A 26,653-nucleotide genomic window follows, 5' to 3' on the forward strand; every position below is an offset into this window, starting at 1 on the left:
CATGGCTGAACTCAATTCGCTTGAGGAACTCGGCGCATCGGCCGCCGCGACCGAAACCGCAGAGCCGGCCGCACCGGTTCACGTCCGCAAGGTCGACGACCTTGGCCGGTCCTATGCCACAGGCAAGCGCAAGAACGCGATTGCCCGCGTCTGGATCAAGCCAGGCACCGGCAAGATCACCGTCAACGGCCGTGATTTCGTCACCTACTTCGCCCGTCCGGTGCTGCAGATGGTTGTTCAGCAGCCTGTCGTCGCGGCGGCCCGTGAAGGCCAGTTCGACGTCGTCTGCACCGTCACCGGTGGCGGCCTTTCCGGCCAGGCCGGTGCCGTTCGTCACGGCATTTCCAAGGCGCTGACCTACTTCGAGCCGGGCCTGCGTCCGGTGCTGAAGAAGGGTGGCTTCCTGACCCGCGACAGCCGCGTGGTCGAACGCAAGAAATACGGCAAGGCCAAGGCCCGCCGGTCGTTCCAGTTCTCCAAGCGTTAATTCGCCTGGACGATATGGTGACTGCAATCTGGACGGGGCTTCGGCTCCGTCCTTTTTGTATGCCCCCGAGGCTTGGCTGGACCTGCTCTTGCGTCCGCTCCCATCGACACACATGCGCGACCAAACGATGGGGAAGTATCCATCGACTGAGCAAGCGCTGCAGACTGGCCGTCCGGCGAAATTATTCAGCCGGCTCCGTAGCCCGCCCACCCGGCTCGGCATCAGCCTTCGGCTTCGCAGCCGATTGGCGTGTGAATACCCCCAGGGTCCAGCGGGACAGGGGTCGCTCGACAATCGTGTAGAAGGCGGCGGCCACGGCGAAGGCCAGCACCGTCATGATCAGGTAATGGACCGGCCACGGCACTTCGATTGCGGTGAGCATGGAGATGCCATGCTTGATGTAGAACGTGACCACAAAGACATGGGTCAGGTACAGCGCATAGGACCAGTCGCCCAGCCGTGCCAGAAACGCGCTTTTGAAATCGAAAGCCCCGAGCCCGCCATACAGCACTGCGGCGGCCGGCACGCCCCAATAAAACGCCCGCCATTCCGCCAGCGGTCTTTCCCACTGCCACAGCAGCAGGGCAAGGCCGGTCACCAGCAGGGCCGCAGGCAGGAGGCCCGGGGCATCGGCACGCGTTCTGGTCCAGGCATGAAATATCAAGACACCAAACACAAATTCGACCAGGATGGGATTGGTGTAAAAAGCCATGCTGAGGTTGGAAGGATCGAAAACAAGGCCGGCCGCAACCAGGACCATGATCGCAGCGGATGCCCCGATCAACCGGCGATCGGAGAACAACCCCGCAGTCAAAGCCACGATGGCGTAGAAGAAAACTTCATAATTCAGCGTCCAGCCGACCACCAGAAGAGGGCCCGTAACTCCTCCGTTCTGCTCCAGGGCGACGAAGGATAGCGACGTGACGAGACTGTAGGGGTCTGCGACGGTGGAATGGAACAGGCTCGGCATTTGCCACGCCAGCACAAACACCAGAAACGTGATGACCCAATAGGCCGGAGCCACCCGTGCCAGGCGCCTGATCCAGAATTCTCGGCCATCGAACACTCCGGGGCGCGCCACAATCATCGCCATGATAAACCCGGAGATGACAAAGAACAGATCGACGCCGGCCGCGCCAACATGATCGATCCGCTCCGGATCAAGTCCCCAGGCCTTCTGAGACACGACCGAGACATGATAAAAGACCACGGCCAAAGCCGCGGCTGCGCGCAAATATTGCACCGAATACAAAGGTTCTGGCGAGGTGACTGAAGAACCGGCTGCGCTCATGCTCAATTCCGTCTCTTGGCTCTCAAATGATCCTGCAAGGACAAATATAGACCAGGAACTCTTCTCAAACCCTAAAGCAGCCATTTCCCAAGACAGGGCCTGGTTTTTCCGCATCTCGAATGCCTTCCCACGGGAGGTCCTGATTTTCGACAGCGCTCGAAATGCCTGGGGCTGTCACGGCTCGCCCGGCGCTGGGACAGCCAAAGCTATTGCCAACGGCTTTATCACGCCGGGTGAATGGGTTAGACAGGATTGGCCTTCAACCTCGTCTCCGGAACCAGATCATGGCCAGCAAATCCATCGACCACGCCTTCACCGCCACCTCGCTGAAATCCGCGGCCAGCGATCCGACCTATGCCGGTGCGTTGTCGTTCATGCGCCGCAAATACACCAAGTCGCTGGAGGGGGCGGATGCGGTGGTCTGGGGCATTCCGTTCGACGCCGCTGTGTCCAACCGGCCTGGCGCACGGTTTGGTCCGCAGGCAATCCGGCGCGCCTCGGCGATTTTCGACAATGATCCGCAATATCCGTTTGATCGGGATCTGTTCGACAGCATGGCGGTGATCGATTATGGCGACTGTCTGCTTGACTATGGCAACCATCAGGAAACGCCGGCAACAATCGAACGTGAAGCTGCCGCGATCATCGCCTCCGGCGCATTCCTGATGAGCATGGGTGGCGATCATTTCGTCACCTGGCCGCTGCTCAAGGCGCATGCGGCCAAATACGGACCGCTGGCTCTTGTGCAATTCGACGCCCATCAGGACACCTGGGATGATGATGGCAAGCGGATCGATCACGGCTCTTTCGTCGGCCGTGCGGTGCGCGACGGGGTGATCGACCCGACCCGCTCGATCCAGGTCGGAATCCGCACCCATGCACCGGAGGATTGCGGCATCCGCATCGTCTACGGGCACGAGGTCGAGGACATGACCGCCGCGCAGATCGCCAGCACCATTCTCGAGCATGTCGGCAACAGCGCCTGTTACCTTACGTTCGACATTGATTGCCTCGACCCGGCTTTCGCGCCGGGAACCGGGACGCCGGTGGCGGGCGGCCCGTCGAGCGCCAAAATGCTGTCGGTGCTGCAGAAGCTCGGAGGGCTTGATATGAAGGGCGCCGATATAGTAGAAGTTGCCCCAGCCTATGATCACGCGGACATCACCGCGATAGCCGGAGCCTCTGTGGCCATGCATTATTTCGGACTTCTTGCGGAACGCCGCTTGCGACGATAAAAGCTCGCGAGCCGCATGAGCCGTTTCGGTGATTGAACCCGAAGCGCTGCGCTAGTCCCTGAAATTTTTGCATGAACGGAGAAGCCCAATGGCTCCCAAGATTTTCATTGATGGTGAACACGGTACAACAGGCCTGCAGATCGTGACGCGGCTGCAGGACCGGACAGACATCGATCTGATGTCGATGCCGGCCGAGCATCGGCGCGATGCTGACGTGCGGACCAGGTTTCTGCGCGAAGCCGACATCGCCATTCTATGCCTGCCTGACGACGCCGCGCGCGAAGCGGTGGCGCTGGCGGCAGATGCCGGAACCCGGTTCATCGACGCCTCCACAGCCCACCGGTCTCACCCGGACTGGGTTTTCGGCTTTGCCGAACTGAACAGAGAGCAGAGCGCCCGAATCGCGGACGCGCAGTTCGTCTCCAATCCCGGCTGCTACTCCACCGGAGCCATTGCGCTGATTGCGCCGCTGGTCGCCGCGGGCCTGTTGCCTGCCGATTATCCGCTGAGCATCAATGGTGTGTCGGGCTATACCGGCGGCGGCAAACAGCTGATTGCCCAGATGGAAAATGCGTCCCAGGAAGACGCGATCACGGCCGCCTATTTCGCCTATGCGCTGGCGCTGGGCCACAAGCACGTGCCGGAAATCGTTACCCATAGTGGATTGACGCGGAAACCCATCTTCACGCCCGCAGTCGGGCGGTTTGCTCAGGGCATGCTGGTCAATGCACCGCTGCATCTGGAGCTTCTGAACGGAAATCCGTCGATGGCAGACGTGCATGCAGCACTCGCAACCCATTTCTCCTCAGGCGGCGTGGTCAATGTTGTTCCGCTCTCTCAAAGCGCCAGCCTTGCGCGGCTTGACCCAGAGGAGATGGCCGGAACCAACAGCATGCGGCTTTACGTGCTCGGCACCGAAGGCACGGGCCAGCTCAATCTGGTCGCCTCGCTCGACAATCTGGGCAAGGGCGCGTCGGGCGCAGCGGTGCAGAATCTCGATCTGATGATCGGCGTGCAGGCTCCAGCCTAAGGGGCCGCCATCTCGGTTGCTGACGCTGACGCGGGGCTTACCCGGTGCGATCGTGCCCCTTCGACCCGGAGGGGCACGGCCTTGCAAAGCCCGATCCACCCGCAGGCCCGGCTTACGGGTCGTCCTTGAGCCGTTTTGCCAGGTCCTCGTAGTCGTCCTTTTCGAGATAGCGCAGTTCACGGATGATCCGCAGTACCGGTTTGAGCGCAAAGCAGATGGAGCCGATCAGGAAACACCAGGTGCCGACTTTTTGCCACTCCTCGAAGAAGAACATCACCGAGCCAATGACAAAAAGACCGGCGGCGCAAACATCCACGGCAGTGTAGGCGAGCTCAAACCAGGCATAGTATCGCTCGTCGGAGACATATTTGCGGTGCCTTGACAGTTTGAAGAGTGCCATCCCGTTCTCCCGTTGCTACAGCCTCCATGCGCCGGGTCTGGCTGTCAATTGCTGACCCGGATCCGGGTTTCCATGGGATAAGCGCCATGAAAACCGCGCCAGTGGGCCACGGCAAAACCGAGAACAACAACCGCCCATCCCTGGTGCACCAGCGCCCACCCGAACGGCACCTGACCGAGAATGACAATGATCCCGATCAGCGCCTGAACGGTGACAAGCCCGAACAGCACGATGGAACGGCGGCAATGGGTCGTACCGGGGCCGCGGATGATCGTTGCCAGCATGTGCCACGCGGCCAGCAGGAACAGCAGATAGCCCCCGAGACGATGGACGAACTGCACTGTCAGTTCGTTCTCGAAGAAATTGCGCCAGGCCGGGACGATTTCAAGCAGGCCCTCGGGCACCAGGGCGCCATGCATCAATGGCCAGGTATCGGAGGCAAGGCCAGCGTTCAACCCGGCGACCAGGCCGCCCAGATAGATCTGCACCAGCACCAGCCCAGTCACCGCCCCTGCCCCCCGCCTCAGGCCGACGCTTGGCGACGGATCGGACGAGTGCAGCGCCAGGCCGCGCATCACCCAGACAATCGCTGCAAAGATCAGGCAGGCAAGCGTCAAATGCGTGGCCAGCCGGTACTGGCTGACATCAACGCGGTCGACCAGCCCTGACACCACCATCCACCAGCCCACAGCACCCTGCAATCCGCCCAGAACCAGCAATCCGAAAAGCGGCCAGCGCAGCCGTTTTTCAACACGGCCTGTGGCGAGGAAAAACAGGAACGGCACGCCGAACAGGACGCCAACACCGCGCGCAAGGAACCGGTGGGCCCACTCCCACCAGTAGATCGTCTTGAAGTCGGACAGGCTCATGCCCTTGTTGATCAACTGATATTCCGGGATTTGCCGGTACAGCTCCAGCTCTTCCTGCCATTCGGCCTCGCTGAGCGGCGGGATGACGCCGTGGATCGGCTTCCATTCCGTGATCGAAAGGCCAGAGCCGGTCAGTCGCGTGGCGCCACCAACCAGGATCAGGGCGAGAATGGCGACCAGCACCACCGACAGCCAGACGCGCAGCATGGTGCGGTTGCGCTGAATCCGCTGCTGGTCGGCAATCACCGCGTCGGCGCGCGGTGACCGGTCCAGGGAACCATCCGCGTCGGGGATGGGGTCAAGCGGGATGATGGGATTGGCTGTGTTCAACGGTTCTTCCTTCGAAAGATTGCCGACATGTGCACCACCCTTTTCTGCAAGGCAAGTGGGATGGCTTTGCGGCATGCGGTCGCGGCAATGATCATGACGCCGCCTGCTCTTGCGTTGGGCGGCAAAGCCGTTATGTGCTACAGCGCCGCGCATCCAGTCGGACGCGCAAGGGGCGCTGTCTTTCCTTGAACCCACGCATGTACGTTATCGTCCAAATGACTCCCTTTGAACGCGGCATGCCTTAGCCACCACCTGATCATAAGGTTCGTCCATGCCCGTCCGTCTCAAGAAACTCATCGGAACCGTCATCATCATCGCCTTGGTGGTGCTCTACGCTCTGGTCGCCACAACGGTTGCAACCTATCGGCTGGCCGAGTCCGCCTGGTATGTGCATCTGCTGTATTTCCTGTTCACAGGCGTACTCTGGGTGGTGCCGGCGATGTTTGTCATCCGCTGGATGGAAGGCCCGCGCAAGGACAAGCAGAGCTGAGCCGCTGGGCCTGCATTAACGCCGCATTAGCCTTCACTGAGGCTTTTGCCGGGAAATGCAGCGGCATTTATCCAAATATTGAAACCAACGCGTCATGCTCTTCGCCAGAAGCCCAAAATTTCCAAGAGCACGGTATCAATGGTCAATGCAAAGGACATATCAGCACCTCTAGCGGCGCCTTCGGCCAGCGCGCGCGCGCGTCACATCGCAAACGGCTTGTCAGCCCGCGTGGTTTCGGACCCGGGTCGCGTCTCGGAAGTGTGGCAGGCCCTTGAGGCAGATCCGGCGATGACATTTCATCAAAGCCGCGCCTGGGTCGAGGCCTGGGCGCAGGGAACCGGCGTAAACCTTTCGATTGTGACGCTGGAGCAAAACGGCACTGCCTTTGCCATCCTGCCGCTGGAAACGGTTCGAATGCACGGCCTGACAATCGCCCGCTTCGCCGGGACGTCATTTTCCAACGAGAACACCGGCCTGATCGACATCGCCGCACAGAGCCGACTTGATCCGGTCGCTGCGCGGGATCTCGGCGCCGCGCTGTCTGAAGCCGGACTGGGCGCGGATCTCGTGCTGTTTGACAAGATGCCCCCCGAAGCTGCAGCCCGCGCGCCATTTTCCGCCCTGCCGCGAACCTTTCATCAAAACCCCAGCTTTCAGTTGCCACTGTTTACCGATTTCAACGCCGTCCTGGCGCAAATCAACAGCAAGCGCCGGCGGAAAAAATTCCGCGTCTCCGAACGCCGCCTTGAGGCCATGGGCGGCTACCGGCACATCACCGGTGGCACGGATGCCGAGGCGCTGCGCCTGCTCGATACGTTCCTTGAGCAAAAGCCGGTTCGGCTGGCGGCCCAGGGCTTGCCAAACGTCTTTGCCGATCCCGGCGTACGTGCATTCCTGCGCAAGCTCGCCACCACCCGCGATGCAACCGGCAAGGCCGGGCTAGAGCTTCATGCAATCGAGCTTGTGGATACCACCTTGCAGCCGCAGATCATTGCCGTCGCCGGGCTGACCATCAAGGGCAAACACATCACCTGCCAATTCGGATCGATCAACGAGGACATCGCCGCCGATGCCAGCGCTGGTGAGTTGTTGTTCTTCAGAATGATCGAGCACTACGCGAGAGCGGGCTATGATGTGTTCGACTTCGGCGTCGGAGACCAGCTTTACAAGCGCTCATGGTGCCCCCAGCGTACCGAGCTCGTCGATTGCTATGTGCCGCTCAACTTCAAGGGGCGCCTGGCTGCCCCGTCGATTACCGGCACGATCCGCCTGAAGCGGGCGATCAAGACATCGCCTGTGCTGCACCGGATCGTCGCCCGGCTCCGCAGTTTCACGGTGCGAAAGCCTCAGCACGCAACTCACAACGACTGAACGCTCGGACGACCGGCAATGGTGCACCAGATCGCTGTCAGGCAGCCGAGCTGTGGCCTGCAAGTGGCGGATTGGTCCCGGCGGGCGTCATCAGCAAGACCTCCTCAAAGCCCTGGGCGTTGAGTTCTTCGAGATGGCGGGCGACTTCGGCCTCGTTCGAGCGCAGGATCGACAGAACGATCTCCGCTGTTTGATTGCGGGCAATCCTTGCCACCGATGCGGCATCGGCAGCGCCGCATTCGACGATCACCAGATCATAGACTTCCGTCAGCGCTTCAATCACCATCGGCAAACGGTCGATGGCACGCATTGCGCGGCGCGCGCTGGCATTGCCGCGCGGAATTATGTGCGCCGCGGACAGCCGGTCGGGGTGGATTGACTCGGAGATCGCAATCTCGCTGCACATCAGCTCGGTCAGGCCAGGCAAGCGCATGGATTCGGCCATCAGCTCGGTCGGACAGGCAGAGCCGGTGAGGTCTATCAACAGGGTCTTCAGACCCTCGCTGGCGACTGTGCGGGCAAGCATGACAGCGGCAGCAGATCCCTCATCGCCTTCGGGCGAAATGCAGATCGCAAGCGCAGTGATGTCGGTCACAAGCTGCTCAGCCACTGCCTCCACACCGAAATCAAAAGCGTCATTGGTGATGAAGGCAGGCGGTGGCGCCTCCGGAGACGCGGCGGCCCCGGTTGCGGCAGGACTGTGCGTTGCAGCCCCCTCTTCGGCTTCCGGCTGCGCAGGAACCGGCTCCCGCACCAGAGCAGTGGATTGGCGCAGCGCGCGGCCCGAGAACAGTTCACCGAGCATGACGCCGATCGACGACAAGAGAAAGGTCGCAAAGGCGGCAACGATGATAATCGGTCCGGTTTTGGGATAGTAGGATTCCGATGCCGCAACAGCGCTTGAAATCACGCGCGCATCCGCTGGCAAGGCCTTCGGTTCGGAGCGCGAGGCGGCCTCGCGATAGCGGCTGAGATAGGTTTCCAGAAGGTCACGCTGGGCCGCAGCTTCCCGCTCGAGCGAGCGCAGTTCGACCGATTCCTCGCCTTCGCGCGCCGATCCGGCCTTGAGCGCGTTGAGCTGGGCCGTCAGTTCCTCTTCGCGGATCCGTCCCACGCGCGAATTGCTCTCCAGGCTGGACAGCACTTTGCGGATTTCGCCCTGGATCTGTCTCTCGATATCGGCCAATTGCGCGCGCAACCCCTTCATGCGGGGGTGTTCATCAAGCAATGTGGTCGACAAATCGGCGAGCTGCGCGCGGACATTGCCTTCGCTTTCGCGCAGGCGCTGAATCACCGGCGACGCCAGCACATCCGACACCGCGTTGACCGCCTGACCGTTTTCAAGCGCATTGCGTACCGATTGTGCACGGGCTTCAGAATCAGCCCGCTCAGCCCGAACCCGGCTGAGTTCGGTGGAAATATCGGACAGTTGCTTGGCTGCGATGGTGTCCTGCTGATTGACCAGCAACAGCCCGGTCTTGGACCGATACTCGGCGATCTTTTCTTCTGATTCCCGAACCTTTTCGCGCAGTTTGGTGATCTCCGGCTCAAGCCAGGCGCTGGCATCGGTGTTGTTTTCCAGTTTGGCGCCGGACTGGAAAGCCAGATAGGCCTTGACCAGGGCATTGGGCACCTCGGCGGCAAGGGTGGCGTCTTCGGAGGAAAACTCGATGCCGATGACACGCGATCCGGGCACCGCATAGACATCCAGCTTCTTGTAGAAGGCTTTGAGGATGCGCTCCTCGGCGGGAACATCGAGAGGGTTCTTTTTCAATCCCAGAAGAACCAGCGTTTCGCTGATCGCAGACGGATTGGCAGCCGGATCAAACTCCTCGTAGGAAGAAAGATCGAGATCGCGGGCCACTTGTTTGACAATATCGGTGGAGCGGAGAATTTCGACCTGGCTGGTGACCGCACGTTCATCAAGCGTTGCATCGCCGGTCCTGGCGGGCTGATCGCCGGTATAGACCGGCTCGCGGGTTTCAATCAAAAGCCGCGCTTCAGACTTGTAGAGCGGATTCATCAGGCCGGTCACGATAAAAGCCAACCCCGCGGCAGCAGCGGTCAAGCCGGCGACCATGGTTTTTCGATCCCAGACCGCCTTGACCAGGCGACCAAGGTCAATATCGACATCCGTGTGGGTCATTGGTGAGCCAGACATGCGCGCGCTACTCCATACTTATACTCACGCAAAACTGTAAAGGAACATGGTAACACAAGCGTTAAAGCGGCAGTGACAGTTCCTTTACCTTTTCAAGTCCCTCCCCGCGCCGGTCGGGCTCTGTCCGGTTCGCGTTAAAAATCTGCGGAGTTTTACCAGCCGTTAACCCTAATGGATCGATAACAGGTCTCGTAATTTGCACGGTTCGCGTGGAGCACGTAAAAGCATGAGACCCGCCAAGCCCAAAGTGATGCACCTTCTGGCGGCTGCCATGACCTCGGTCATGCTGGCGGGATGCTCAGGCTATCAACCGGCGCCCAAGGCTTTCCATGAAGCCGTGATGCAGCCCTACCGGCTTGACGCTGGCGATCGCCTGCGGGTGACGGTTTTCGAGCAGACCGGATTGACCGGCACCTACACAATTGACCAGGCCGGATATATCGCCTTCCCGCTGATTGGTGCGGTGCCGGCGCGCGGCCACACGCTGCAGCAACTCGAAGGCAGCATCGCGGCCAGCTTGCGCCAGGGCTATCTGCGCGACCCGGACGTTTCCATCGAGATCGACCGGTACCGGTCGTTCTTCATCATGGGCGAAGTCGGCCAGGCCGGGCAATATTCCTATGTGGCCGGCATGACCGTGCAGAACGCCATTGCCATCGCCGGCGGATACTCTTCCAGAGCCAATCAGCGCAATGTCGACATCACCCGCACGATCAATGGCGACATCATGACCGGCCGGGTTCCGATCACCGATCCGATCCTTGCCGGTGACACCATCTATGTCCGTGAGCGGCTGTTCTGACCTGATGGCTTCTGATAAACCTTTGCGGATCCTGCATTGTTTCCGGTCGCCAGTGGGCGGCATATTCCGGCATGTCCGGGATCTGGCCGAACAGCATGCCAAGGCTGGCCACCAGATCGGGATCCTGTGCGATTCCACCACTGGCGGCGCCTATGAAGACGCGCTGTTCGACACCATCATGCCGTACCTGTCGCTTGGACTGACACGGATGCCGATCCGCCGCTCACTCGGTCCTTCCGACATCAGGACAGCCTTCCAGACACTCAACAAGATCAAGAGCTTGCAGCCGGACGTGTTGCACGGGCATGGCGCCAAAGGCGGCGCTTTCGTGCGATTGGTCGGCTCACGGTTACGGGTATCCCAGTCTCGCGTTGCCCGTTTTTATTCTCCCCACGGCGGAAGCCTGCACTACGACACAGCGACTCTGCGGGGTCAGGCCTATTTTGCAATCGAGCGCCTGCTCGAACGCTGGACCGACACCCTGGTGTTCGTGTCCGATTATGAGCGGCGGACCTATGAGCAAAAGATCGGCACGCCGGCGGTTGCGTGGCAGATGATCCACAACGGTCTGCAGGCGGACGAATTCGTGCCGGTCGAGACCGCCCCGGATGCAGCCGATTTCCTCTATATCGGCATGATGCGGGATCTGAAGGGACCGGACGTCTTCATCGAGGCCATGCGCCGGGCAGAGCAACTGGCGGGCAAACCTCTTAGCGCAATCATGGTGGGTGATGGCGATGACAAGCCGCGCTACCAGACGCGTATCAATACGCTTGGCATGGGGGAGCGGATCAAGATGCACCCGGCCATGCCGGCGCGCGAGGCCTTTGCGCTGGCGCGGACGGTGGTCATTCCGTCGCGGGCTGAATCGATGCCCTATATCGTGCTGGAGGCAGTCGCGGCAGGAAAGCCGGTCATCTCCACCAGAGTCGGCGGCATTCCGGAGATTCTTGGCCCCGATTTCGCCGGATTTGTGCCCCCCGGCGACGCCGAAGCGCTGGCCGTCAACATGACCCATGCCATCGCCGATCCCGGCTGGTTGCCCGGACTGATGCCGGAAACCGGCAAGTTTCGCGGCCAATTCTCCAGCAAGGCCATGGCCGAGCGCATGGCCGAGCTTTATCACCATTGCCGCGCGCAGCCGGCAGCGGAAAAGCAGACTTCACGCACGTCAAGCCTTTCTTAGGGTGCAGGTGGTATCCCGGTAGCAGAAGTTTCCGGGGAGAATTCGACCGTGAACAAGTTCAACCGCGACAGCGCCTATCATTCCGAGTCCATCCGCAAGGCCATGGCCGCCATCAAGGCCGAGCCTGGGCAAACGGATGCGGCTGGGGAATCCGTTGTCGAAATGAGCCGTCTGGCGCGGCAAACCGCCAACCGCCTGTCGCAGGAAAACTACTCCCCGACGATGATCATCGGCTCGTTGCGGTTGGCGGAATTCGCTCTGCTCGCCGTCACCGGTTTCGTCATTTACGCCCTCTATGTCGGCATCTCGCTTGAATCGGCCATGTATTTCTACGTGCCGGCTGTCGTCATCGGATCGGGACTTGCGGTGTTGCTGATCCAGGCTGCCGACGGCTATCAGGTGCCTGCGCTCAGAAGTGCGCTGAGAACCCTGCCCAAGGTGCTCAGCGCCTGGTCGATCGCTTTTTCCGTCATCGCGCTGATGGGCTTCTTCCTGCAATACGGGCTGGTTTTTTCGCGGGTATGGTTTGCGGCCTGGTTCATCACCGGCGCGGTGCTGCTGGTGATCGGACGCAACATCGTTGCCTATGGCATACGCCGCTGGGCGCGCAACGGCGTCATGGAACGCCGGGCGGTGATTGTTGGCGGCGGTGCAATCGCAAAGGCGCTGATCCGCTCCATCGAGCAGGATGCGGACAATGACATCCGGATCTGTGGCATCTTCGATGATCGCGACGAGCGACGCTCGCCGCCGGTTGTGGCGGGTTATCCCAAACTCGGCAACATCGATTCACTTGTCAAATTCGCCCGCATGGCGCGGATCGACATGCTGATCATTGCATTGCCGCTGAATGCGGAATCGCGGGTTCTGGAGTTGCTGAAGAAACTCTGGATCCTGCCGCTGGATATTCGCCTTGCCGCCCACGCCAACAAGCTCAGATTTCGTCCGCGTGCCTATTCCTATGTCGGCGAAGTGCCGATGCTCGACATTTTTGACCGCCCGATCACCGATTGGGACTCGGTGGCCAAGCGGGCGTTTGACATTTTCTTTTCGCTGCTGGCAATCGCCCTGCTCTGGCCGGTGATGATCGGCACGGCTGTCGCCATCAAGCTCGATTCAAAGGGGCCGGTTCTGTTCAGGCAGAAACGTCATGGCTTCAACAACGAAGTCATAGACGTGCTCAAATTCCGCTCGATGTACACCGACCAATGTGATCCCACTGCCCGCGCCGCTGTGACCAAGGGGGATCCGCGGGTGACCAAGGTCGGCCGCTTCATCCGGAAATCCTCGATCGACGAGTTGCCGCAGTTCTTCAATGTTCTGCGCGGCGAGCTGTCGCTGGTCGGGCCGCGGCCGCATGCGGTCGTCGCCGCAGCCCATGACCGGCTGTTTGCCGAAGTCGTTGACGGGTATTTCGCCCGGCACCGGGTCAAGCCGGGCGTCACCGGCTGGGCTCAGATCAACGGCTGGCGCGGAGAGATCGACAATGACGAAAAGATCAAGCAGCGCACGGCCTGCGACCTCTACTACATCGAGAACTGGTCGCTGCTGTTTGATCTCAAGATCCTGCTCCTGACACCGATCAGGCTGCTCAACACGGACAACGCCTATTGACCAGCGCCGCCCTCCCAGCACCGGCCGTCCTTCAGCCACAGCGCGCCGCCATCTCGATGCTGGCCTCGCTGCTGGTGGCCGTCGGGGTGTTTCTGTCGGGCTTCGTCATCAACGAACCCGCACCTTATGAAGTGTTTCTGGCGGTCCTGATCGGCATCTGGGCCGTGTTCGGGCTCAAACTGTCGCGCTACATCGCCCCGCTGATTGCGCTCTACGTGCTGTTCAACATTGGCGGAATGTTTTCCATCCTGACCATGGATGACGTCAAGGACACGCCGATGTACATGGCGGTGTCCCTGTTTCTGGCCTTCACGTCGATGTTTTTCGCCGCCATCATCGAAGCCGACCAGCGGCGGTTGCGGTTGATTTTCCGCGCCTATGGTGCCGGTGCAATCCTCACCGCGCTCCTGGGCATTCTTGGCTATCTCGGCGCCATTCCCGGGGGAGAAGTCTTCACCCGCTACGGCCGCGCCATGGGCGCCTTTCAGGACCCCAATGTGTTTGGGCCCTATCTGGTCCTGCCCGCACTTTACCTGATGTATGGACTGCTAACCGGCACCTTGAAGGCGATGCCCCTGCGTGCAATTGGGCTGGTTATCCTTTTTCTCGGCGTTTTCTTCTCCTTCTCGCGCGCCGCCTGGGGGTTGATGGCCATCAGCATGGTTTTGCTGGTCCTGACCATGCTGATCAAGGAGCGAACCGGCGCATTCCGGCTCAAGATCCTGATCATGACCCTGATCGGATCGCTGTTGCTGGTCGGCGCGATCCTTGTCGCGCTTCAATTCGACCAGATCGCCGACCTGTTCTCGGACCGGGCCAAGCTGGTGCAGGCTTATGACGGCGCCCGGCTTGGCCGGTTCGAGCGCCATGCGATCGGATTCCTGATGGCGCTGGAGCACCCGCTGGGGGTGGGTCCGCTGGAGTTCGGCCTGATGTGGGGCGAAGACACGCACAATATCTGGCTCAAGGCCTTGATGGATTATGGCTGGCTGGGATTTGTCAGCTATCTGGCGCTGATGGTCTGGACACTGGCGCTCGGGTTTCGGTTTCTGCTGCGAGACCGGCCCTGGCAACCCTATCTGATGCTGGCCTACATCGTTCTGGTCGGCCACACGATCATCGGCAGCGTGATCGACACCGACCACTGGCGGCATTTTTATCTGCTGATGGGCATCGTCTGGGGCTGCATCGCGCTTGAAATGCGCTGGCTGTCGCAAGCGCGGCAGCGCCGCCAAACCTCACCCGTGCCCCTGCCCGCCTGACCATCCCGGCAAGACAGCGCCGGCGCGGGCGCTTTCAGGGTTGGGAATAATCGATCGCGACAGTGATCAAGCGCGCGCACACAGCCCCCTCGACCGATAGTTTGGATTGGGGCCTTGAATTATCCAAAGCACACCCCACTTAAGGGTCAACGCTTCCCCTGACGCCGGATGTACGCGCAGGGTGAGGTCACGGGGCCGGTCATTGACCGGCCTTTTTTGTGTCCGCGATCACCATGCCCGACATGCCGCCGCGTTCACCGGCATCTGCAAATGGCACCGGCAGCACGACAATGATTTTTGAAAAATTGGTCGGAGCGGCGGGATTCGAACCCACGACCCCTTGTCCCCCAGACAAGTGCGCTACCGGGCTGCGCTACGCTCCGACTTGCCAGAGGCCTTAGGACATCAAGGGTTTGCGGGCAAGAGCAAAATGCCGCTACAGGCGGAAAAAACCAAGGAAGTGAGCCTCGCCAAACAAATCGAGGCCGTCATGGCGCCCAGAATCGGTCGCGACATCCTTCTGCGGCACAAGCAGCACAGCGACGTTCCGCGCTGATCTCAAGCTCCGGCTGACACGCCGCAGCCCGGAGCAACAGGCAGCACACGCAGCACCGGTTCGGCAAAACGCTGTTGATTTAACATATGTTAATTGACAAGAGCGGACTTCCAACGCAATGCAGGGCAAGGATTTTTCTGGGTCAATTCGATGATGAAACGGCTATCGATTTCGACTTGGGTGGTGACGGCGGTTCTGGCCATACTCATTCCGTTCTGTCTGTTTCTGTGGTTTCTGGCGCAACAGTTGCAATCGAGCGAAGCAGAAGCGGTCGACCGGCGAACATTGCGGTCCGCCCAAAGCATTGCCCGCGCCATTGAACCGGTCATCCACGGCATGGTGACGACGGTCAATCTGCTGTCTTCAACCGAAGAACTGGTGAAAGGCGATCTCGAAACCTTTCATCGACGCACCCGCTATGCCCTTGGCGGAACCGGACAATTCGTCATCATCGCCGATGAGGCCGGCAAGCAGCTTCTCAACACCAGGGTTGATTACGGATCTGCGCTGGGAACAACCTCGGACATGGACAGCTTTCGCCGGGCAACCAGGGCGGCAAGACCCGTTGTGTCAGATTTCTTCTTCGGTCAAACCAGCGGAAAATGGGTCTTCAACGTTTTGCGACCGCTTGAAACCACGGGGCCGTCGAGGGCCCGTGTGCTGCTGACGACCATGAACACCGAGAACCTCGCCGCTGCGGTGTCAGAATTGCCCCTCCCGGAAGACTGGACGGCAATGATTGTCGATAGCCGCAACTCGGTGTTCGTTGCGGATGGTTCGTTGTCCATGAAAAAGGGCGGTGACGAAATGTTTCCCGCTGGGCTGGGACCCGTCGATCTGCCGCAGATGGCTGCCATCACACATTTCAAGAACCCGGAGGAGTATGTCCTGGCCTACGCGCCAATTCGCGGAACTCCCTGGAATGCGGTTGTCTGGGGTCCGATGGCGTCGGCCCAAGCTTCCATCCTCAACACCTGGAAACTGCTGATTGCCGGAACCCTGGTGCTCTTGGGTGTTTGCACCCTGGTCGTCTATGCGGCATCGAAGCTGCTCCAGAGAGAGGTCAACGGCATTGCCCGCATGGCCCAGGATCTTGGCGCCGGACGCGTGGTGTCGCCGATCACTACCCGGATCGGCGAACTGGACCAGATCGCGCGGGCGCTGTCCAACGCCTCGTTCGACCGGAGTATGAAGGAAGAGCAGCTGACAATCGTCATGCGGGAGCTTGCCCACCGGACCAAGAATCTGATCTCGATCGTGCTTGCCATGGTCCGGCAAAGCTCGAAGACTGTCAAAACCCCGCAGGAACTGGTTGCCGCCACCGCCAGCCGGATAACCGGTCTCGGCCAGTCGATCGACCTGCTGACCGCAGTCAATTGGACGACCGTCACGCTGAAAAGCCTGATTGAAAACCAGCTTGGCACGTTCGGCACGATTGGCACCACGATCAAGGTGGATGGCCCGGATTTCGAGCTTGGCACCGATGCGGTCCAGAATCTCGGCATGGCGTTTCATGAGCTTGCCACCAATGCTTCGAAATACGGGGCTCTGAGTGCCGAGACCGGCGTGGTGGAGGTCTCCTGGGAGATTCTCGGGTCAGAGACCGGAGACCGGCTCCACCTTGTCTGGCGCGAACATGGCGGCCCTCCGGTCGAGGCGCCGGAAACCACCAGTTTCGGCACGCAGATCCTTGAGCGGCACATGAGCGCGGCAACGAATGGCCAATCCGACCTCCGCTTCGATCCAAGAGGGCTGGTCTGGACGCTGGTTGCGCCGGTTTCGATTTTGAATCGGACCATCTCAAGCAGTGCGTGATCCCATAGCATTGACATGGTCGTGACCGGGCGGCTGGAGAGCACCATCCGCCGCAGGCCGATGTCATCCATGGCGGCCGGTCCCAAGTCAGCGGCTCTCCAGGGCCTGCCTGATCCTGTCGCTTGCCGCGTGAGATAGGACAGATTGCTGGCAATTGCGGCACCATGGCCATCCGGGAACACAGGCTTTGATCAATTTGCCGCGATGGAAGCAACCAATTATTTATACCTGCCTTCTATACTTGAAGAAAGGTTTAGAAACGTTGCAGCGCGACGGGGTAAGCTGACAAACGCCCTCCGCCGCACAGAACCGAGACCAGTGGAGTCAGCAAAGCGCATGCGAAATCCATTCCCGGTCTGGAAAGACACATCAGGCAATTTCGGTCTTATCTTCGCTCTGCTGTCCGTTCCGGTGATGTTGGCCGGCGGCCTTGCTGTCGATTATGTCGGATTGAGCGTGGAAAAGAGCGAGCTGCAAAATGCCGCCGATGCGGCCGCGCTGGCGGTGGCGCGCGAGGGCAAGATCAGCGAGCTGCAGGCGCGCGAGATTGCACGCCAGATCGTTGCAGCCAATTTCGGCTTCTCCGCAGCAAAGGTGTCCGCCACATTGACTGACGGGGTTGCGACCGTTCACGCGGTCGTCGACCGGCCAATGGTGTTTGGCGGATTCATGGGCAAGAAGTCGATGCCGGTGGCCGTCAATTCAGAAGCAACCTATGCCTACACCAAATACGAGATTGCCCTGGTGCTCGACACCACCGGGTCGATGGCTGGAGGCAAGCTCACATCGATGAAGGATGCGGTGATCGGTCTGGTTGACGGCATGGCTGACTTGAAGCTTGGCAAGGAGCAAATCAAATTCTCGCTGATCCCCTATGCGGGCTTCGTCAATGTCGGCCCGGAGTTTGGCCCGGTCGTCAGCGGAAACGGTGTGTTTGTCAAACCTGGCGCGGGCTGGCTCGATCAGGACGCCAAGGCGCCAATACCACAGTCAGATTTGCCGTCGGAATTCAGCCGTTTCGCAATGTACAAGCATCTGAACGTAAAGTGGCCCGGCTGCGTGGAAACACGGATTCCCAAAGACGGAGCTCTGCACGATGTCGACGACACTGTGCCGAATGCGAATGAACCGAACTCCTTGTTCACACCGTTTTTTGCCGTCGACGAGCCGGACACAGCATGGAAATATCCCAATTCCTATCTGCCGGATGGTGGCACACCGATCAAAGGCAAGAATGCGACCGAGACGGACAAGGAAACCCAGCTTTCCCGTTATGGAAAGGCTGGCACCTACGTCAAACCGAAAAATGCCGTAGAGGCAATCCTTCAGACCCTGAAATGGAAAAAACCGAAGATCGATGACTCCCCGTCGAGCTTCTATTCCAACAAGAGAGATCCAAAGGGCCCCGGCTTCGGCTGTGAAGTCGAACCGATTGTGCCGCTGACATCCAAAGTCGATGACATCACAAAGACGGTCAAAAAGCTTGAAGCCAACGGCTCTACCAACATGCTTGAAGGGGTGATGTGGGGCTGGCGGGTGCTGTCGGACCGGGAGCCCTTTACCGACGGCGCCCCGAAAAGTGACAAATCTGTCGAGAAGATCATGATCTTCCTCACTGACGGGCAGAACTCATTCGGAAATCTCAACAACGATCTGGGATCGAGTTACACCAGCATGGGCTATCTGGTGGACGGACGGCTGGACGGCATGACGGCGGCGTCCAGCGGACAGACCAACAGCGCTCTGGACAAGAAAACGCTGACTGCCTGCACCAATGCGAAAAAGGACGGCGTGACAATTTACACCATCCGTCTGGAAGAGCCCGATGCAGCCACCGGGACCCTGTTGCAGAAATGCGCAACAAGCAAAAGCCATTACTTCGATGCACCCTCGCGCAATCAGTTGGCACCGATCTTCGATGCGATCAAGAAAGGTGTTGTCAAGCTCAGGCTCACCTCCTGACCGGACATGCCCGAGGTCGCCATGGCCAGAAAAGCGATCGTCGCAAGCGATCGCTTTTTGCTTTTGGGTGAGCGCAGCTCCCGCTCAATGCATCGTTTGAGGACGCATCGGTGCGGGAGAAAGGCTTGTAGAACCGGGCAGGCGCGCCGCGTACGGTGGCGTCAACCCTGCGCCCGCCCGGCAAACCGCTGGTCGTTAGGCTTCCCCGGCGGTTTTCGAGTTCAGAAGGACGACATTGTCGCTCCGTTCCGAGAATGCGAGTTTCAACTTAAGCCGCAGCAACGCGTCGAGGCTCGTCTCCGCTGCTTTCGAGGGCTCCTGCCCTTCCCAATCCAGCGCGGTTTGCCATACCGCCATGTTGATAAGATTGCTGAGATCGCGGAGGTTGAGCCGCTCGGCCTCCTCCCGGCAGGTCACAAGCGTCCGAATGATCAAGGCGTAGGAGGTGGCGTCAGATGAAAGCATGACTGATTGTTCTTACAATTGTGGGTTATGACTGCGCGGCTGCCGGGCCGCCGACAGCTCAAGCGGGCCGCGAACATGCCACTGGCCTTCGGGACGAATGAGCCGGTAAGGATCATCATTTACAGATAACGCGCTCGGTGAGGGTTCGATGTCGTCCATCATCTCGACAAAGACATGATCTGAAAACGAAAATGGCGCACCGTTCTCCTTCAACTGAAAGCCGAAATGTTGCCAGAAATGGAGATAGTCTTCCCGGGCATGGCCGTAGATGCGCCGGAAGCCTTTCTCCTTGCACAGGGCCACACTGGCTCGCACGAGATCAAACGCCGTCCGGGAGGTCCGGAACTCCTTGCGCACGGCAAGGCGCTCCAGTTTGGCGAACTCGCCAAAAAACCTCAGCCGCATGCACCCTGCCGGCTCATTGTCGACCAGGGCCAGCAAATGAGTGGCGGCAAAATCATTGCCGTCGAACTCCTCGTCATAAGGGCAAGCCTGTTCGCCGATGTAGACAGCCGACCGCACAGCGGCGACCCGCATCATGTCTTCGAACCCGGTCACCACACGGACACCGGTGGGACGCAGCAGCCTGTCATGCGTGGCGTACAGCGGCAGACGCGCGGCGAGCGTGCATGGCTGCCGCGGTATCATGTAGAATTGCTCCAGAAACCGGCCATCGTGCCAGACACCGTGTTCGAAACCGCGCCGCACCATGGCCCGATGGCCCTGGAGGGTAAATGATGTGGAAATGACATCAGCCCCGGCGTAATGGGGCGAATCGAACCGGTCCATGACGCGGTTGATCCCCGCAGCCAGAATGCCCGGTGTGAAACTAGCCCAGACATAGATCGCGGCGGGCCGCTCGTGCTGACGAACCAGATACTGGTCTTGCGGGTCAAGCAGGTCGAGCTCTCCCTCGAGAAGGGCAGAACGCCCTGATTTATTGAGCAAAAGTGCGGCCATGAAACCCTCGGGGTGAGACTTGCCGCGCCGCGAAAACAGCCAGACCGCGTCCGGGTTTTTCTCGGCCACACGAACAACCGTGTCCGACGCGGCCAGTTGGCCGATAACCCTGCCCGCCGCCTCAAGAAGCCGTACAACCTCAGACCGGTCCAGCCGATTGGTCACCGTCACCATCGCCGCTGCCCTGTTCATCCGCTCGGCTTCCAGGGCCGCCTCGACGGTCAATATGCTTGCATTCTCCGGCGAAAAACTATTTTGTGGTGTAGCTGACATGGTCAAAGTCCCCTAACATCTAGGGGAGACTAACCAAGTTGTTCAGTTTTGACTTTGGCTAATCGAGTAACAGAGAGTTCCTTCCATGGAACACCAATGGCGCAATGCCGATTGGAACTGCATCCGGGTATTTCTCGCTGTCGCGAGGCTATGTAGCTTTCGCAAGGCATCGGACGAGCTTGGCATGTCGGTCAATACGGCACGGCGCACCATCTCCCGGCTCGAAGATCAACTGGGATACTTGTTGCTTTTCCGCGAATCCGAAGGTGTCCGACTGACCGATGAAGGCCGGCGGGTGGTGCGTGCCGCACGCGATGTCGAGAGTTCCGTCTCGGACATGTGGCGCGTCGCAGCCATGGCGGAACGCGAAGCCAGCGGGCCGATCCGTCTGGCCATCACCGAAGGCCTGGGCAGCTTCTGGCTGACACCGCGCATTGTTGATTACATGAATGAAACCGGAGCCCAGAACCGCATCGAACTGCAATGCGCCATGCGCTCCGTCGATGTGCTGCGCATGGAGGCCGATATTTCGGTGCAGCTGGAAATGCCGAACCGGCCGGAACTGAAGGTCAAACGGCTCGGCTACCTGCACCTCGTTCCTTTCGCCAGCACCAGCTACCTCGAGGAGTTCGGCCGCCCCAAGAGTGTCGCCGATATGGTCAACCACCGAGTTGTCGAACAGCAGACCGATCAGTTGCGCGGCTATGAGCTCGACAAGATATTCGGCCCCAAGATTGCCGATCGCATGGTGCGGATCAAAACCAATTTCTCGTCTGCTCACTACTGGGCTGTCGCCAAGGGCGCCGGCATCGGCTTGATGCCGAACTATGCCAGGGCCATCGGCGGCGATGTCGAGCATATCGATCTCGGGTTTGATTTCCGGGTCGAGATCTGGCTTGCCACTCACCCTGAAGTTGCCAAGAGCAACCGCCACCGAGGTTTCATCGATTTCCTGACGGAAAGCTTCGACGACCGGTTATTTCCCTGGTTTGGAGCTGATACGATGACGCCCGAGGACATCGAGAAGCGGTTCTCGCGCGACGATCTGAGGTCTTATTTCGAGGGGTTCACGGCCCGTTCATGACATCGCGTCTCTCATCACCCGGCGTTCAACAGGTCGTCACATTGGCGACGCAGGATGAACGTGAGCGTCTCGCCATGGTCATCATGCAACTCGAAATGGCTCTTTGCCTGGCCTGTTCGAATGGCCTTGAGGACGTCGAAACCCATCTTGAAGCCGCGCTGGATGAAGCGCGGCACCTGTATGACAATCTGCTAAATTGAACTTTATCGCACCTGGTCAAGCAGGCGCTTGCATTCCAGCAGATCATACAGCGCTTCCTGCAGCAAGGCGCGGTCGTCACGCCCCAATCCGGCGGCTCCGGCCGTCGAGCCAGCCTCCTGTGTCTCCGGCTCGTTCTTGCCGGACTCGCCGCCGAGGTTGAAAAACCGGCGGGTGGCCGGCAATCGCGGCTTGCCGACCAACTGGTCGTCGTCTGTGGCAGGCGCTGGCACGGCGGGCGGTCGCTTCTCATCGGCCATGGCTGCGGAAAGGGCTTCGACGGCTGCCAGATCACCGGATCCGATGGCGATGACGAATTTGTTGCCGTTCTGCTTGAGAAGTTTCTGCACCCCCTTGATCGTATAGCCTTGATCATAGAGCAGGTTGCGAATTCCCTTGAGCAGATCGACATCGTCGGGCCGGTAATAGCGCCGGCCACCGCCGCGCTTCATCGGCTTGATCTGGCTGAACCTGGTTTCCCAAAACCGCAGCACATGCTGGGGAAGGTCGAGGTCTTCGGCGACTTCGGATATTGTCCGAAACGCGTCGGGGCTCTTGTCCATTGTGCCACTCCGTTGTCTGGAGCGCCAGGGCATGACCGGAATGCCCGAGTGGCGCCGCCGCACCCGATGGTGCAGCCCCCCTGCAATCCGCAGGCAGGAGCATTTTGCCTACATCTGAAACGAATCGATGTCCACGCCCGGCTTGTTGCACCATTTCAACGATTTACAGCCCAGATATCAAGCACCAGTGCAGTCCGCTGTCGTGATCGGTCTGTATCGCCGGCTTTTGCCGCCGCCTCCAGACCCCGATCACCGGCAGAACCCCGCATCCAGGTTTTGCACTCGGATGCGCGAAGGCGCTGGATCTGTTTGAATGAATGCGTGCAGGTTAGCGTTCAAATGGATTGGTTTGAACGCGACATGAACTAAGGCTTGGTTTTGGTCTTGCGGGCCAAATGACCTTTGAGAACCCGATTCTTGAGAACGTTGGAGGCCTTGAAGGTCATCACCCGACGCGGGCTGATCGGAACTTCTTCCCCGGTTTTGGGGTTGCGGCCAATCCGTTCCTTCTTGTCGCGCACCTGAAACGTGGCGAATGAGGAAAGCTTGACACTGTCACCGCGAACAATGGCACAGCACACCTCATCAATGACCATTTCGACAAGTTCTGCAGATTCAGTTCGAGAAAGACCTACTTTGCGGAAAACCGCCTCAGCAAGATCAGCTCTTGTGATTGTTTTACCACTCATTAATTCCAACCAAACTGGTCAGCTTCCCCGCCGCCCGTGGATGCAGTTTGACAACTTTATGGATCATGCGGCTTAAGGTCAAGTAACTCCGGCACATGTACTGACATTCCCTTGAGCCGCCGCTTGATCCGCATGAATTCACTCTCAAAGCCCGACCAAACGTCGTGGATTTGTGCAGCTACCAGCGAAGCATGACCGAACCCCAGGTAAAGCCGCCGCCCATGGCCTCGAGCAGGACAAGATCACCCTGTTTGATCCTGCCATCGGTCGCCGCCTCCGCCAGCGCCAGCGGAATGGAAGCTGCGGATGTGTTGCCGTGATGGTCAACCGTGATCACCACCTTGGCTTCGTCAATGCCGAGCTTGCGCGCCGAAGCATCAATGATCCGGCGGTTGGCCTGGTGGGGAACGAACCAGTCGATGTCCTTTGAGCCCAGGCCGGTTGCCGCATAGGCGGCCTCGATCACATCGGTGATCATTCCCACAGCATGTTTGAAGACTTCCCGGCCCTGCATGCGCAGATGGCCGACGGTTCCGGTGGTCGATGGGCCGCCGTCGACATAAAGCTTTTCCCGATGGGCGCCGTCCGAGCGCAAATGCGCGGTCAAAATGCCACGATCCGCATTGGTCCCCTCACCTTCGGCAGCTTCCAGCACGATCGCTCCGGCGCCGTCGCCAAACAGAACGCAGGTGGTCCGGTCGTTCCAGTCGAGAATACGCGAAAATGTTTCCGCGCCGATGACCAGAACCCGCCGCGCGAGGCCCGACTTGATGTAGCTGTCGGCAGTTGTGACGGCGAAGACGAAGCCGGAACATACCGCTTGCAGATCAAACGCCGCGCCATGATGCATGCCAAGCCGGTTCTGAATGTTGACCGCAGTTGCGGGAAACGTGTTGTCGGGCGTTGAGGTCGCGCAAATGATCAGGTCGATATCGGCCGGCGTCATGTTGGCGCGGTCGAGGGCCGCCCGGGCCGCCTTCTCGCCGAGCGAAGCGGTGGTTTCGCCCTCGCCGGCAATATGACGCTGACGAATTCCGGTGCGCTGCACGATCCACTCGTCGCTGGTCTCAACGACACCCTCCAGATCACGGTTTTTCATGATGCGTTCAGGGAGGTGAGCCCCGAAACCACGTACGACGGAACGGATCATTCTGGCATCCTAATTGGAAGTCCCGCCGTCATCCGGCGCAGCAAGCGCGGACCGGCGGGTGTGATAGAGTACGAGATCATGCTCGATTTTGGATTTCAGGCCATTGCGGACCATATCATAGCCGACATCTACCGCGGCGGCAAAGCCATCCACATCGGCGCCGCCGTGGCTTTTGATGACAATTCCATTCAGACCCAGAAACACGCCGCCATTGACCTTGCCCGGATCCATTTTCTCGCGCAGCAGATCAAAGGCGCTTCTGGCGAAAAAATATCCGATGCGGGCCATCAGGGTCCGGGACATCGCCGCACGCAAATATCCGGCGATCTGGCGTGCGGTGCCTTCGGCGGTCTTGAGCGCTATGTTGCCGGCAAAGCCTTCGGTCACCACAACATCGACGGTTCCCTTGCCAATGTCGTCGCCTTCGACAAAGCCGTAATAGTCAAAGCTCGGCATCGCCGCTTCGCGGATCAGGCGGCCAGCAACCTTGATTTCTTCCTGCCCCTTGACCTCCTCAACACCGATATTGAGCAGCCCCACGGTCGGCTTGTCTGTCTCAAACAGCGCCCGCGCCATCGCCGCACCCATCACCGTGAAATCAATCAGCTGCTGGGCATCCGCCCCGATGGTTGCGCCGACATCAAGAACAATGCTCTCGCCCCGCAGCGTCGGCCAGATCGCGGCAATGGCCGGCCGGTCGATGTTGGCCATGGTGCGCAGGCAGAATTTCGACATCGCCATCAGCGCACCGGTATTCCCCGCCGAGACGCAGACATCGGCATCATCGGTCTTGACCGCATCGATGGCGCGCCACATCGATGACCGGTTACGGCCGCGACGCAGCGCCTGGCTCGGCTTGTCATCCATGCTGACGGCAACTTCGCAGGGCACGAACGTCGAGGCCTGGCGGAGCGCCGGGAATTTCTCGAGGATGGGACGGCACTCGGCTTCGAGGCCAAAAAGAGTGAAGCGGATGTCCGGGTGTCGTTCCAGCGCCCTGGCCACGCCCGGCACGATCACGTTCGGCCCGTGATCGCCCCCCATCAAATCGATCGATATTCTGATCACGCCCGTTCCTTCTTTTTATCCGGCTCTACAGGCCCGATTTGTGGGCAGAAAATACCCGTTTTCACCCTGCGCACAACCGCTTTATCTGTGGCTGTGCCGCTAGGTGTCGGAATCATCACGCTTCAAGCCCTGCAACACCGCAAAAGGCGATGGCTTCTTGTCTGTGGTCGGGTCGCTTTCAATTCGATCGTGGAATTCCAGACCTGGCTTTCGCGGATAGGAATCAATGGCAAGCGCGGCAAATTCGGCCGCGACGGCACCGACGTCTATCGAATCTCCTTCAAACATCTCCGGAGCATCCGGCCCTTCGGGATCAAGGAAAATCTCGCCCTTGCCATCCATCACCCGGGCCGCCAGCCGGGAATTCTCCGGAAGGAAAACTGTTTCAAAGTCCTCCTCAATCTGCTGACTGACCGGATCAAGCGTAACAACACAATCCTGGACAATCGACGCGCTGACATGTCCCTTGATCCGGACACCCTCACGCTTCCAGCGACCGAGCGTTGCCTCGACCGCAAAAGTCTGCACTTCAGGTACGCCCCACTGGGCCGCCAGTTGCGCCAGCTCTGCGGCGCTGGCGGAAATGCGCACGATGAAGGGGTTGGCCGAAACATGGCTGACCTTGACCGGAAAGCCATAAGCCTTGTCGCCTGGAATTGTCATCTGATCACCGCCGTTGGGTCCGTTTTCGCAAAAGTCATATGTCCCGCAGCCAGCGTCTCTTCGGGAACATCCTCAAGCATCCCGGCAGTCTCGATCATCCAGTCCGCCAGCTTCTGCACCGACGGCGCGGAATCCGGCTGGCCGGGGTAAAGATTGCGCTTCAAAGCCTCGATCAATCCGGCATTGTCACCAGACTCAAGCGCCTGACCATAGGATGTCGCCCGGCCGTAAAACATCCGGGCAAGTTTTTTCATCCGCTTGGGCACGCCCATGTCGCCGATGCCAAGTTCGCGGATGGAATGATCGATATCCTCAAAAAACGCATCGACAACCTCCTGGGCGATCCCTTTGGAGGCTGCACCGCCCGACGCTGTCCGGCGCAAATACAGCACCATATGAATTGAAATCAACTCGAAACGGCCCATAACCGTGTCTGGAACACCCATGCTTTCATAAAACACCGGTGTCCGCGCTCCGCGCGTGATCTCGGAATATTGTCTCTCGACCAGAGCCTGATTGGCTTTTTTTCGCTTGAACAGGTTCCAGATCATGAAAATGCCTTCAATGTCGATGGATATCAACGCAACTGCGATCGACTGGCGTGTTGCATCCTTGCCGAAGCTGGTTTACCGAATGAAACGCAAAAGGCAATGGCTGCAGCAATTTGCCTGTGTGCCAA

The 26,653-nt window shown here is 59.7% G+C and carries 26 protein-coding genes and 1 tRNA gene; 13 read left to right on the forward strand and 14 right to left on the reverse strand.

What is annotated here, in order from left to right; translation table 11 throughout:
* The first annotated feature begins 1 nt into the window (after position 1).
* Positions 2-487 carry a 30S ribosomal protein S9 gene (gene rpsI / locus PZ897_RS02915; protein ID WP_275749826.1) on the forward strand — a complete coding sequence of 162 codons (486 nt, stop codon included), beginning with the start codon at positions 2-4 and terminating at the stop codon, positions 485-487.
* A 181-nt stretch (positions 488-668) separates the two neighbouring features.
* On the opposite strand, the gene PZ897_RS02920 is transcribed toward rpsI, so the two are convergent.
* The gene (locus tag PZ897_RS02920) at positions 669-1,778 is read right to left on the reverse strand and encodes an acyltransferase (RefSeq protein WP_275749828.1); all 1,110 of its coding nucleotides are present in this window, start codon (positions 1,776-1,778) and stop codon (positions 669-671) included.
* A gap of 284 nt (positions 1,779-2,062) precedes the next feature.
* Here PZ897_RS02920 and speB point away from each other — a divergent pair, with 284 nt between their 5' ends.
* Together speB and argC are read left to right on the forward strand one after the other, a co-directional pair.
* Positions 2,063-3,013, forward strand: coding sequence for an agmatinase (gene speB, locus PZ897_RS02925; RefSeq protein WP_275749829.1), 951 nt, complete (start codon positions 2,063-2,065; stop codon positions 3,011-3,013).
* 88 nt (positions 3,014-3,101) lie between these two features.
* Entirely contained in the window at positions 3,102-4,043 is a 942-nt protein-coding gene (gene argC, locus PZ897_RS02930; RefSeq protein WP_275749831.1) for an N-acetyl-gamma-glutamyl-phosphate reductase, read from the forward strand.
* A gap of 112 nt (positions 4,044-4,155) precedes the next feature.
* Here the strand turns inward: argC and PZ897_RS02935 are convergent, their stop codons facing one another.
* Complete coding sequence (locus PZ897_RS02935) at positions 4,156-4,443, reverse strand: YrhK family protein (protein ID WP_275749832.1); 288 nt, start codon at positions 4,441-4,443, stop codon at positions 4,156-4,158.
* 44 nt (positions 4,444-4,487) lie between these two features.
* Positions 4,488-5,585, reverse strand: coding sequence for a COX15/CtaA family protein (locus PZ897_RS02940; RefSeq protein WP_275750131.1), 1,098 nt, complete (start codon positions 5,583-5,585; stop codon positions 4,488-4,490).
* 328 nt (positions 5,586-5,913) lie between these two features.
* Here PZ897_RS02940 and PZ897_RS02945 point away from each other — a divergent pair, with 328 nt between their 5' ends.
* Entirely contained in the window at positions 5,914-6,132 is a 219-nt protein-coding gene (locus tag PZ897_RS02945) for a DUF2842 domain-containing protein (RefSeq protein WP_275749833.1), read from the forward strand.
* A gap of 288 nt (positions 6,133-6,420) precedes the next feature.
* Positions 6,421-7,503, forward strand: a complete 1,083-nt coding sequence (locus PZ897_RS02950; protein ID WP_275749835.1) for a GNAT family N-acetyltransferase — start codon at positions 6,421-6,423, stop codon at positions 7,501-7,503.
* 37 nt (positions 7,504-7,540) lie between these two features.
* On the opposite strand, the gene PZ897_RS02955 is transcribed toward PZ897_RS02950, so the two are convergent.
* A complete protein-coding gene (locus PZ897_RS02955; RefSeq protein ID WP_275749836.1) occupies positions 7,541-9,664 on the reverse strand; it encodes a Wzz/FepE/Etk N-terminal domain-containing protein in 2,124 nt (707 codons plus the stop codon).
* Positions 9,665-9,890: 226 nt separating this feature from the next.
* On the opposite strand from PZ897_RS02955, the gene PZ897_RS02960 reads away from it, so the two are divergent.
* Genes PZ897_RS02960 through PZ897_RS02975 form a run of 4 tightly spaced genes read left to right on the forward strand, consistent with a single transcriptional unit; the run spans position 9,891 to position 14,528 of the window.
* Positions 9,891-10,466 (forward strand): polysaccharide biosynthesis/export family protein, encoded by a 576-nt coding sequence (locus PZ897_RS02960; protein WP_275749838.1) that lies wholly within the window; start codon positions 9,891-9,893, stop codon positions 10,464-10,466.
* A 4-nt stretch (positions 10,467-10,470) separates the two neighbouring features.
* Positions 10,471-11,652, forward strand: a complete 1,182-nt coding sequence (locus PZ897_RS02965; RefSeq protein ID WP_275749839.1) for a glycosyltransferase family 4 protein — start codon at positions 10,471-10,473, stop codon at positions 11,650-11,652.
* 48 nt (positions 11,653-11,700) lie between these two features.
* The gene (locus PZ897_RS02970) at positions 11,701-13,266 is read left to right on the forward strand and encodes an undecaprenyl-phosphate glucose phosphotransferase (protein ID WP_275749841.1); all 1,566 of its coding nucleotides are present in this window, start codon (positions 11,701-11,703) and stop codon (positions 13,264-13,266) included.
* A gap of 56 nt (positions 13,267-13,322) precedes the next feature.
* Positions 13,323-14,528 (forward strand): O-antigen ligase family protein, encoded by a 1,206-nt coding sequence (locus PZ897_RS02975; RefSeq protein WP_275750132.1) that lies wholly within the window; start codon positions 13,323-13,325, stop codon positions 14,526-14,528.
* A gap of 199 nt (positions 14,529-14,727) precedes the next feature.
* On the opposite strand, the gene PZ897_RS02980 is transcribed toward PZ897_RS02975, so the two are convergent.
* Positions 14,728-14,862, reverse strand: coding sequence for a hypothetical protein (locus tag PZ897_RS02980; RefSeq protein ID WP_275749843.1), 135 nt, complete (start codon positions 14,860-14,862; stop codon positions 14,728-14,730).
* Positions 14,835-14,911, reverse strand: a tRNA-Pro gene (locus PZ897_RS02985). Before PZ897_RS02985 ends, PZ897_RS02980 begins: the two co-directional genes overlap by 28 nt.
* A 323-nt stretch (positions 14,912-15,234) precedes the next feature.
* Here PZ897_RS02985 and PZ897_RS02990 point away from each other — a divergent pair.
* Both PZ897_RS02990 and PZ897_RS02995 read left to right on the forward strand, forming a co-directional pair.
* Positions 15,235-16,899: an HWE histidine kinase domain-containing protein gene (locus PZ897_RS02990; RefSeq protein ID WP_275749844.1), complete on the forward strand. Its 1,665-nt coding sequence runs from the start codon at positions 15,235-15,237 to the stop codon at positions 16,897-16,899.
* 336 nt (positions 16,900-17,235) lie between these two features.
* The gene (locus tag PZ897_RS02995; protein ID WP_275749846.1) at positions 17,236-18,861 is read left to right on the forward strand and encodes a TadE/TadG family type IV pilus assembly protein; all 1,626 of its coding nucleotides are present in this window, start codon (positions 17,236-17,238) and stop codon (positions 18,859-18,861) included.
* A gap of 195 nt (positions 18,862-19,056) precedes the next feature.
* Here the strand turns inward: PZ897_RS02995 and PZ897_RS03000 are convergent, their stop codons facing one another.
* A complete protein-coding gene (locus PZ897_RS03000) occupies positions 19,057-19,326 on the reverse strand; it encodes a hypothetical protein (protein ID WP_275749848.1) in 270 nt (89 codons plus the stop codon).
* Between the two features lie 12 nt (positions 19,327-19,338).
* Positions 19,339-20,559, reverse strand: a complete 1,221-nt coding sequence (locus PZ897_RS03005; protein ID WP_275749850.1) for a GNAT family N-acetyltransferase — start codon at positions 20,557-20,559, stop codon at positions 19,339-19,341.
* Between the two features lie 85 nt (positions 20,560-20,644).
* Between PZ897_RS03005 and PZ897_RS03010 the strand changes: the two genes are divergently transcribed.
* Both PZ897_RS03010 and PZ897_RS03015 read left to right on the forward strand, forming a co-directional pair.
* Positions 20,645-21,643 (forward strand): LysR family transcriptional regulator, encoded by a 999-nt coding sequence (locus tag PZ897_RS03010; protein ID WP_275749852.1) that lies wholly within the window; start codon positions 20,645-20,647, stop codon positions 21,641-21,643.
* Positions 21,640-21,843 (forward strand): hypothetical protein, encoded by a 204-nt coding sequence (locus PZ897_RS03015; RefSeq protein ID WP_275749854.1) that lies wholly within the window; start codon positions 21,640-21,642, stop codon positions 21,841-21,843. The genes PZ897_RS03010 and PZ897_RS03015 overlap by 4 nt, the downstream gene beginning before the upstream one ends.
* Positions 21,844-21,846: 3 nt before the next feature.
* On the opposite strand, the gene PZ897_RS03020 is transcribed toward PZ897_RS03015, so the two are convergent.
* The 6 genes from PZ897_RS03020 to PZ897_RS03045 form a co-directional block, all read right to left on the reverse strand.
* Complete coding sequence (locus PZ897_RS03020) at positions 21,847-22,404, reverse strand: MerR family transcriptional regulator (protein WP_275749856.1); 558 nt, start codon at positions 22,402-22,404, stop codon at positions 21,847-21,849.
* 365 nt (positions 22,405-22,769) lie between these two features.
* Positions 22,770-23,093 (reverse strand): integration host factor subunit alpha, encoded by a 324-nt coding sequence (locus PZ897_RS03025; protein ID WP_275749858.1) that lies wholly within the window; start codon positions 23,091-23,093, stop codon positions 22,770-22,772.
* A gap of 178 nt (positions 23,094-23,271) precedes the next feature.
* The gene (locus PZ897_RS03030) at positions 23,272-24,243 is read right to left on the reverse strand and encodes a beta-ketoacyl-ACP synthase III (protein ID WP_275749859.1); all 972 of its coding nucleotides are present in this window, start codon (positions 24,241-24,243) and stop codon (positions 23,272-23,274) included.
* A 9-nt stretch (positions 24,244-24,252) separates the two neighbouring features.
* Entirely contained in the window at positions 24,253-25,311 is a 1,059-nt protein-coding gene (gene plsX / locus PZ897_RS03035; protein WP_275749860.1) for a phosphate acyltransferase PlsX, read from the reverse strand.
* A gap of 99 nt (positions 25,312-25,410) precedes the next feature.
* Positions 25,411-25,974 carry a YceD family protein gene (locus PZ897_RS03040; RefSeq protein ID WP_275749862.1) on the reverse strand — a complete coding sequence of 188 codons (564 nt, stop codon included), beginning with the start codon at positions 25,972-25,974 and terminating at the stop codon, positions 25,411-25,413.
* Positions 25,971-26,525 (reverse strand): ubiquinol-cytochrome C chaperone family protein, encoded by a 555-nt coding sequence (locus PZ897_RS03045; RefSeq protein WP_275749864.1) that lies wholly within the window; start codon positions 26,523-26,525, stop codon positions 25,971-25,973. Before PZ897_RS03045 ends, PZ897_RS03040 begins: the two co-directional genes overlap by 4 nt.
* Positions 26,526-26,653: the final 128 nt, after the last annotated feature.

It is taken from the genome of Hoeflea sp. YIM 152468, from assembly GCF_029210485.1.
Lineage (GTDB): Bacteria > Pseudomonadota > Alphaproteobacteria > Rhizobiales > Rhizobiaceae > Hoeflea.

What these genes read in the sequence shown, in the direction of transcription:
- PZ897_RS02955 (WP_275749836.1), bottom strand. Translation starts at nt 9,664, where the DNA reads ATGTCTGGCTCACCAATGACCCACACGGATGTCGATATTGACCTTGGT.
- PZ897_RS02995 (WP_275749846.1), top strand. Translation starts at nt 17,236, where the DNA reads ATGCGAAATCCATTCCCGGTCTGGAAAGACACATCAGGCAATTTCGGT.
- PZ897_RS02935 (WP_275749832.1), bottom strand. Translation starts at nt 4,443, where the DNA reads ATGGCACTCTTCAAACTGTCAAGGCACCGCAAATATGTCTCCGACGAG.
- PZ897_RS02950 (WP_275749835.1), top strand. Translation starts at nt 6,421, where the DNA reads ATGACATTTCATCAAAGCCGCGCCTGGGTCGAGGCCTGGGCGCAGGGA.
- argC (WP_275749831.1), top strand. Translation starts at nt 3,102, where the DNA reads ATGGCTCCCAAGATTTTCATTGATGGTGAACACGGTACAACAGGCCTG.
- PZ897_RS03000 (WP_275749848.1), bottom strand. Translation starts at nt 19,326, where the DNA reads ATGCTTTCATCTGACGCCACCTCCTACGCCTTGATCATTCGGACGCTT.
- PZ897_RS03030 (WP_275749859.1), bottom strand. Translation starts at nt 24,243, where the DNA reads ATGATCCGTTCCGTCGTACGTGGTTTCGGGGCTCACCTCCCTGAACGC.
- PZ897_RS02945 (WP_275749833.1), top strand. Translation starts at nt 5,914, where the DNA reads ATGCCCGTCCGTCTCAAGAAACTCATCGGAACCGTCATCATCATCGCC.
- PZ897_RS03015 (WP_275749854.1), top strand. Translation starts at nt 21,640, where the DNA reads ATGACATCGCGTCTCTCATCACCCGGCGTTCAACAGGTCGTCACATTG.
- PZ897_RS03020 (WP_275749856.1), bottom strand. Translation starts at nt 22,404, where the DNA reads ATGGACAAGAGCCCCGACGCGTTTCGGACAATATCCGAAGTCGCCGAA.
- rpsI (WP_275749826.1), top strand. Translation starts at nt 2, where the DNA reads ATGGCTGAACTCAATTCGCTTGAGGAACTCGGCGCATCGGCCGCCGCG.
- PZ897_RS02920 (WP_275749828.1), bottom strand. Translation starts at nt 1,778, where the DNA reads ATGAGCGCAGCCGGTTCTTCAGTCACCTCGCCAGAACCTTTGTATTCG.
- PZ897_RS03040 (WP_275749862.1), bottom strand. Translation starts at nt 25,974, where the DNA reads ATGACAATTCCAGGCGACAAGGCTTATGGCTTTCCGGTCAAGGTCAGC.
- PZ897_RS02965 (WP_275749839.1), top strand. Translation starts at nt 10,471, where the DNA reads ATGGCTTCTGATAAACCTTTGCGGATCCTGCATTGTTTCCGGTCGCCA.
- speB (WP_275749829.1), top strand. Translation starts at nt 2,063, where the DNA reads ATGGCCAGCAAATCCATCGACCACGCCTTCACCGCCACCTCGCTGAAA.
- PZ897_RS02960 (WP_275749838.1), top strand. Translation starts at nt 9,891, where the DNA reads ATGAGACCCGCCAAGCCCAAAGTGATGCACCTTCTGGCGGCTGCCATG.
- PZ897_RS02975 (WP_275750132.1), top strand. Translation starts at nt 13,323, where the DNA reads ATGCTGGCCTCGCTGCTGGTGGCCGTCGGGGTGTTTCTGTCGGGCTTC.
- PZ897_RS03025 (WP_275749858.1), bottom strand. Translation starts at nt 23,093, where the DNA reads ATGAGTGGTAAAACAATCACAAGAGCTGATCTTGCTGAGGCGGTTTTC.
- PZ897_RS02990 (WP_275749844.1), top strand. Translation starts at nt 15,235, where the DNA reads ATGATGAAACGGCTATCGATTTCGACTTGGGTGGTGACGGCGGTTCTG.
- PZ897_RS03005 (WP_275749850.1), bottom strand. Translation starts at nt 20,559, where the DNA reads ATGTCAGCTACACCACAAAATAGTTTTTCGCCGGAGAATGCAAGCATA.
- PZ897_RS03045 (WP_275749864.1), bottom strand. Translation starts at nt 26,525, where the DNA reads ATGATCTGGAACCTGTTCAAGCGAAAAAAAGCCAATCAGGCTCTGGTC.
- PZ897_RS03010 (WP_275749852.1), top strand. Translation starts at nt 20,645, where the DNA reads ATGGAACACCAATGGCGCAATGCCGATTGGAACTGCATCCGGGTATTT.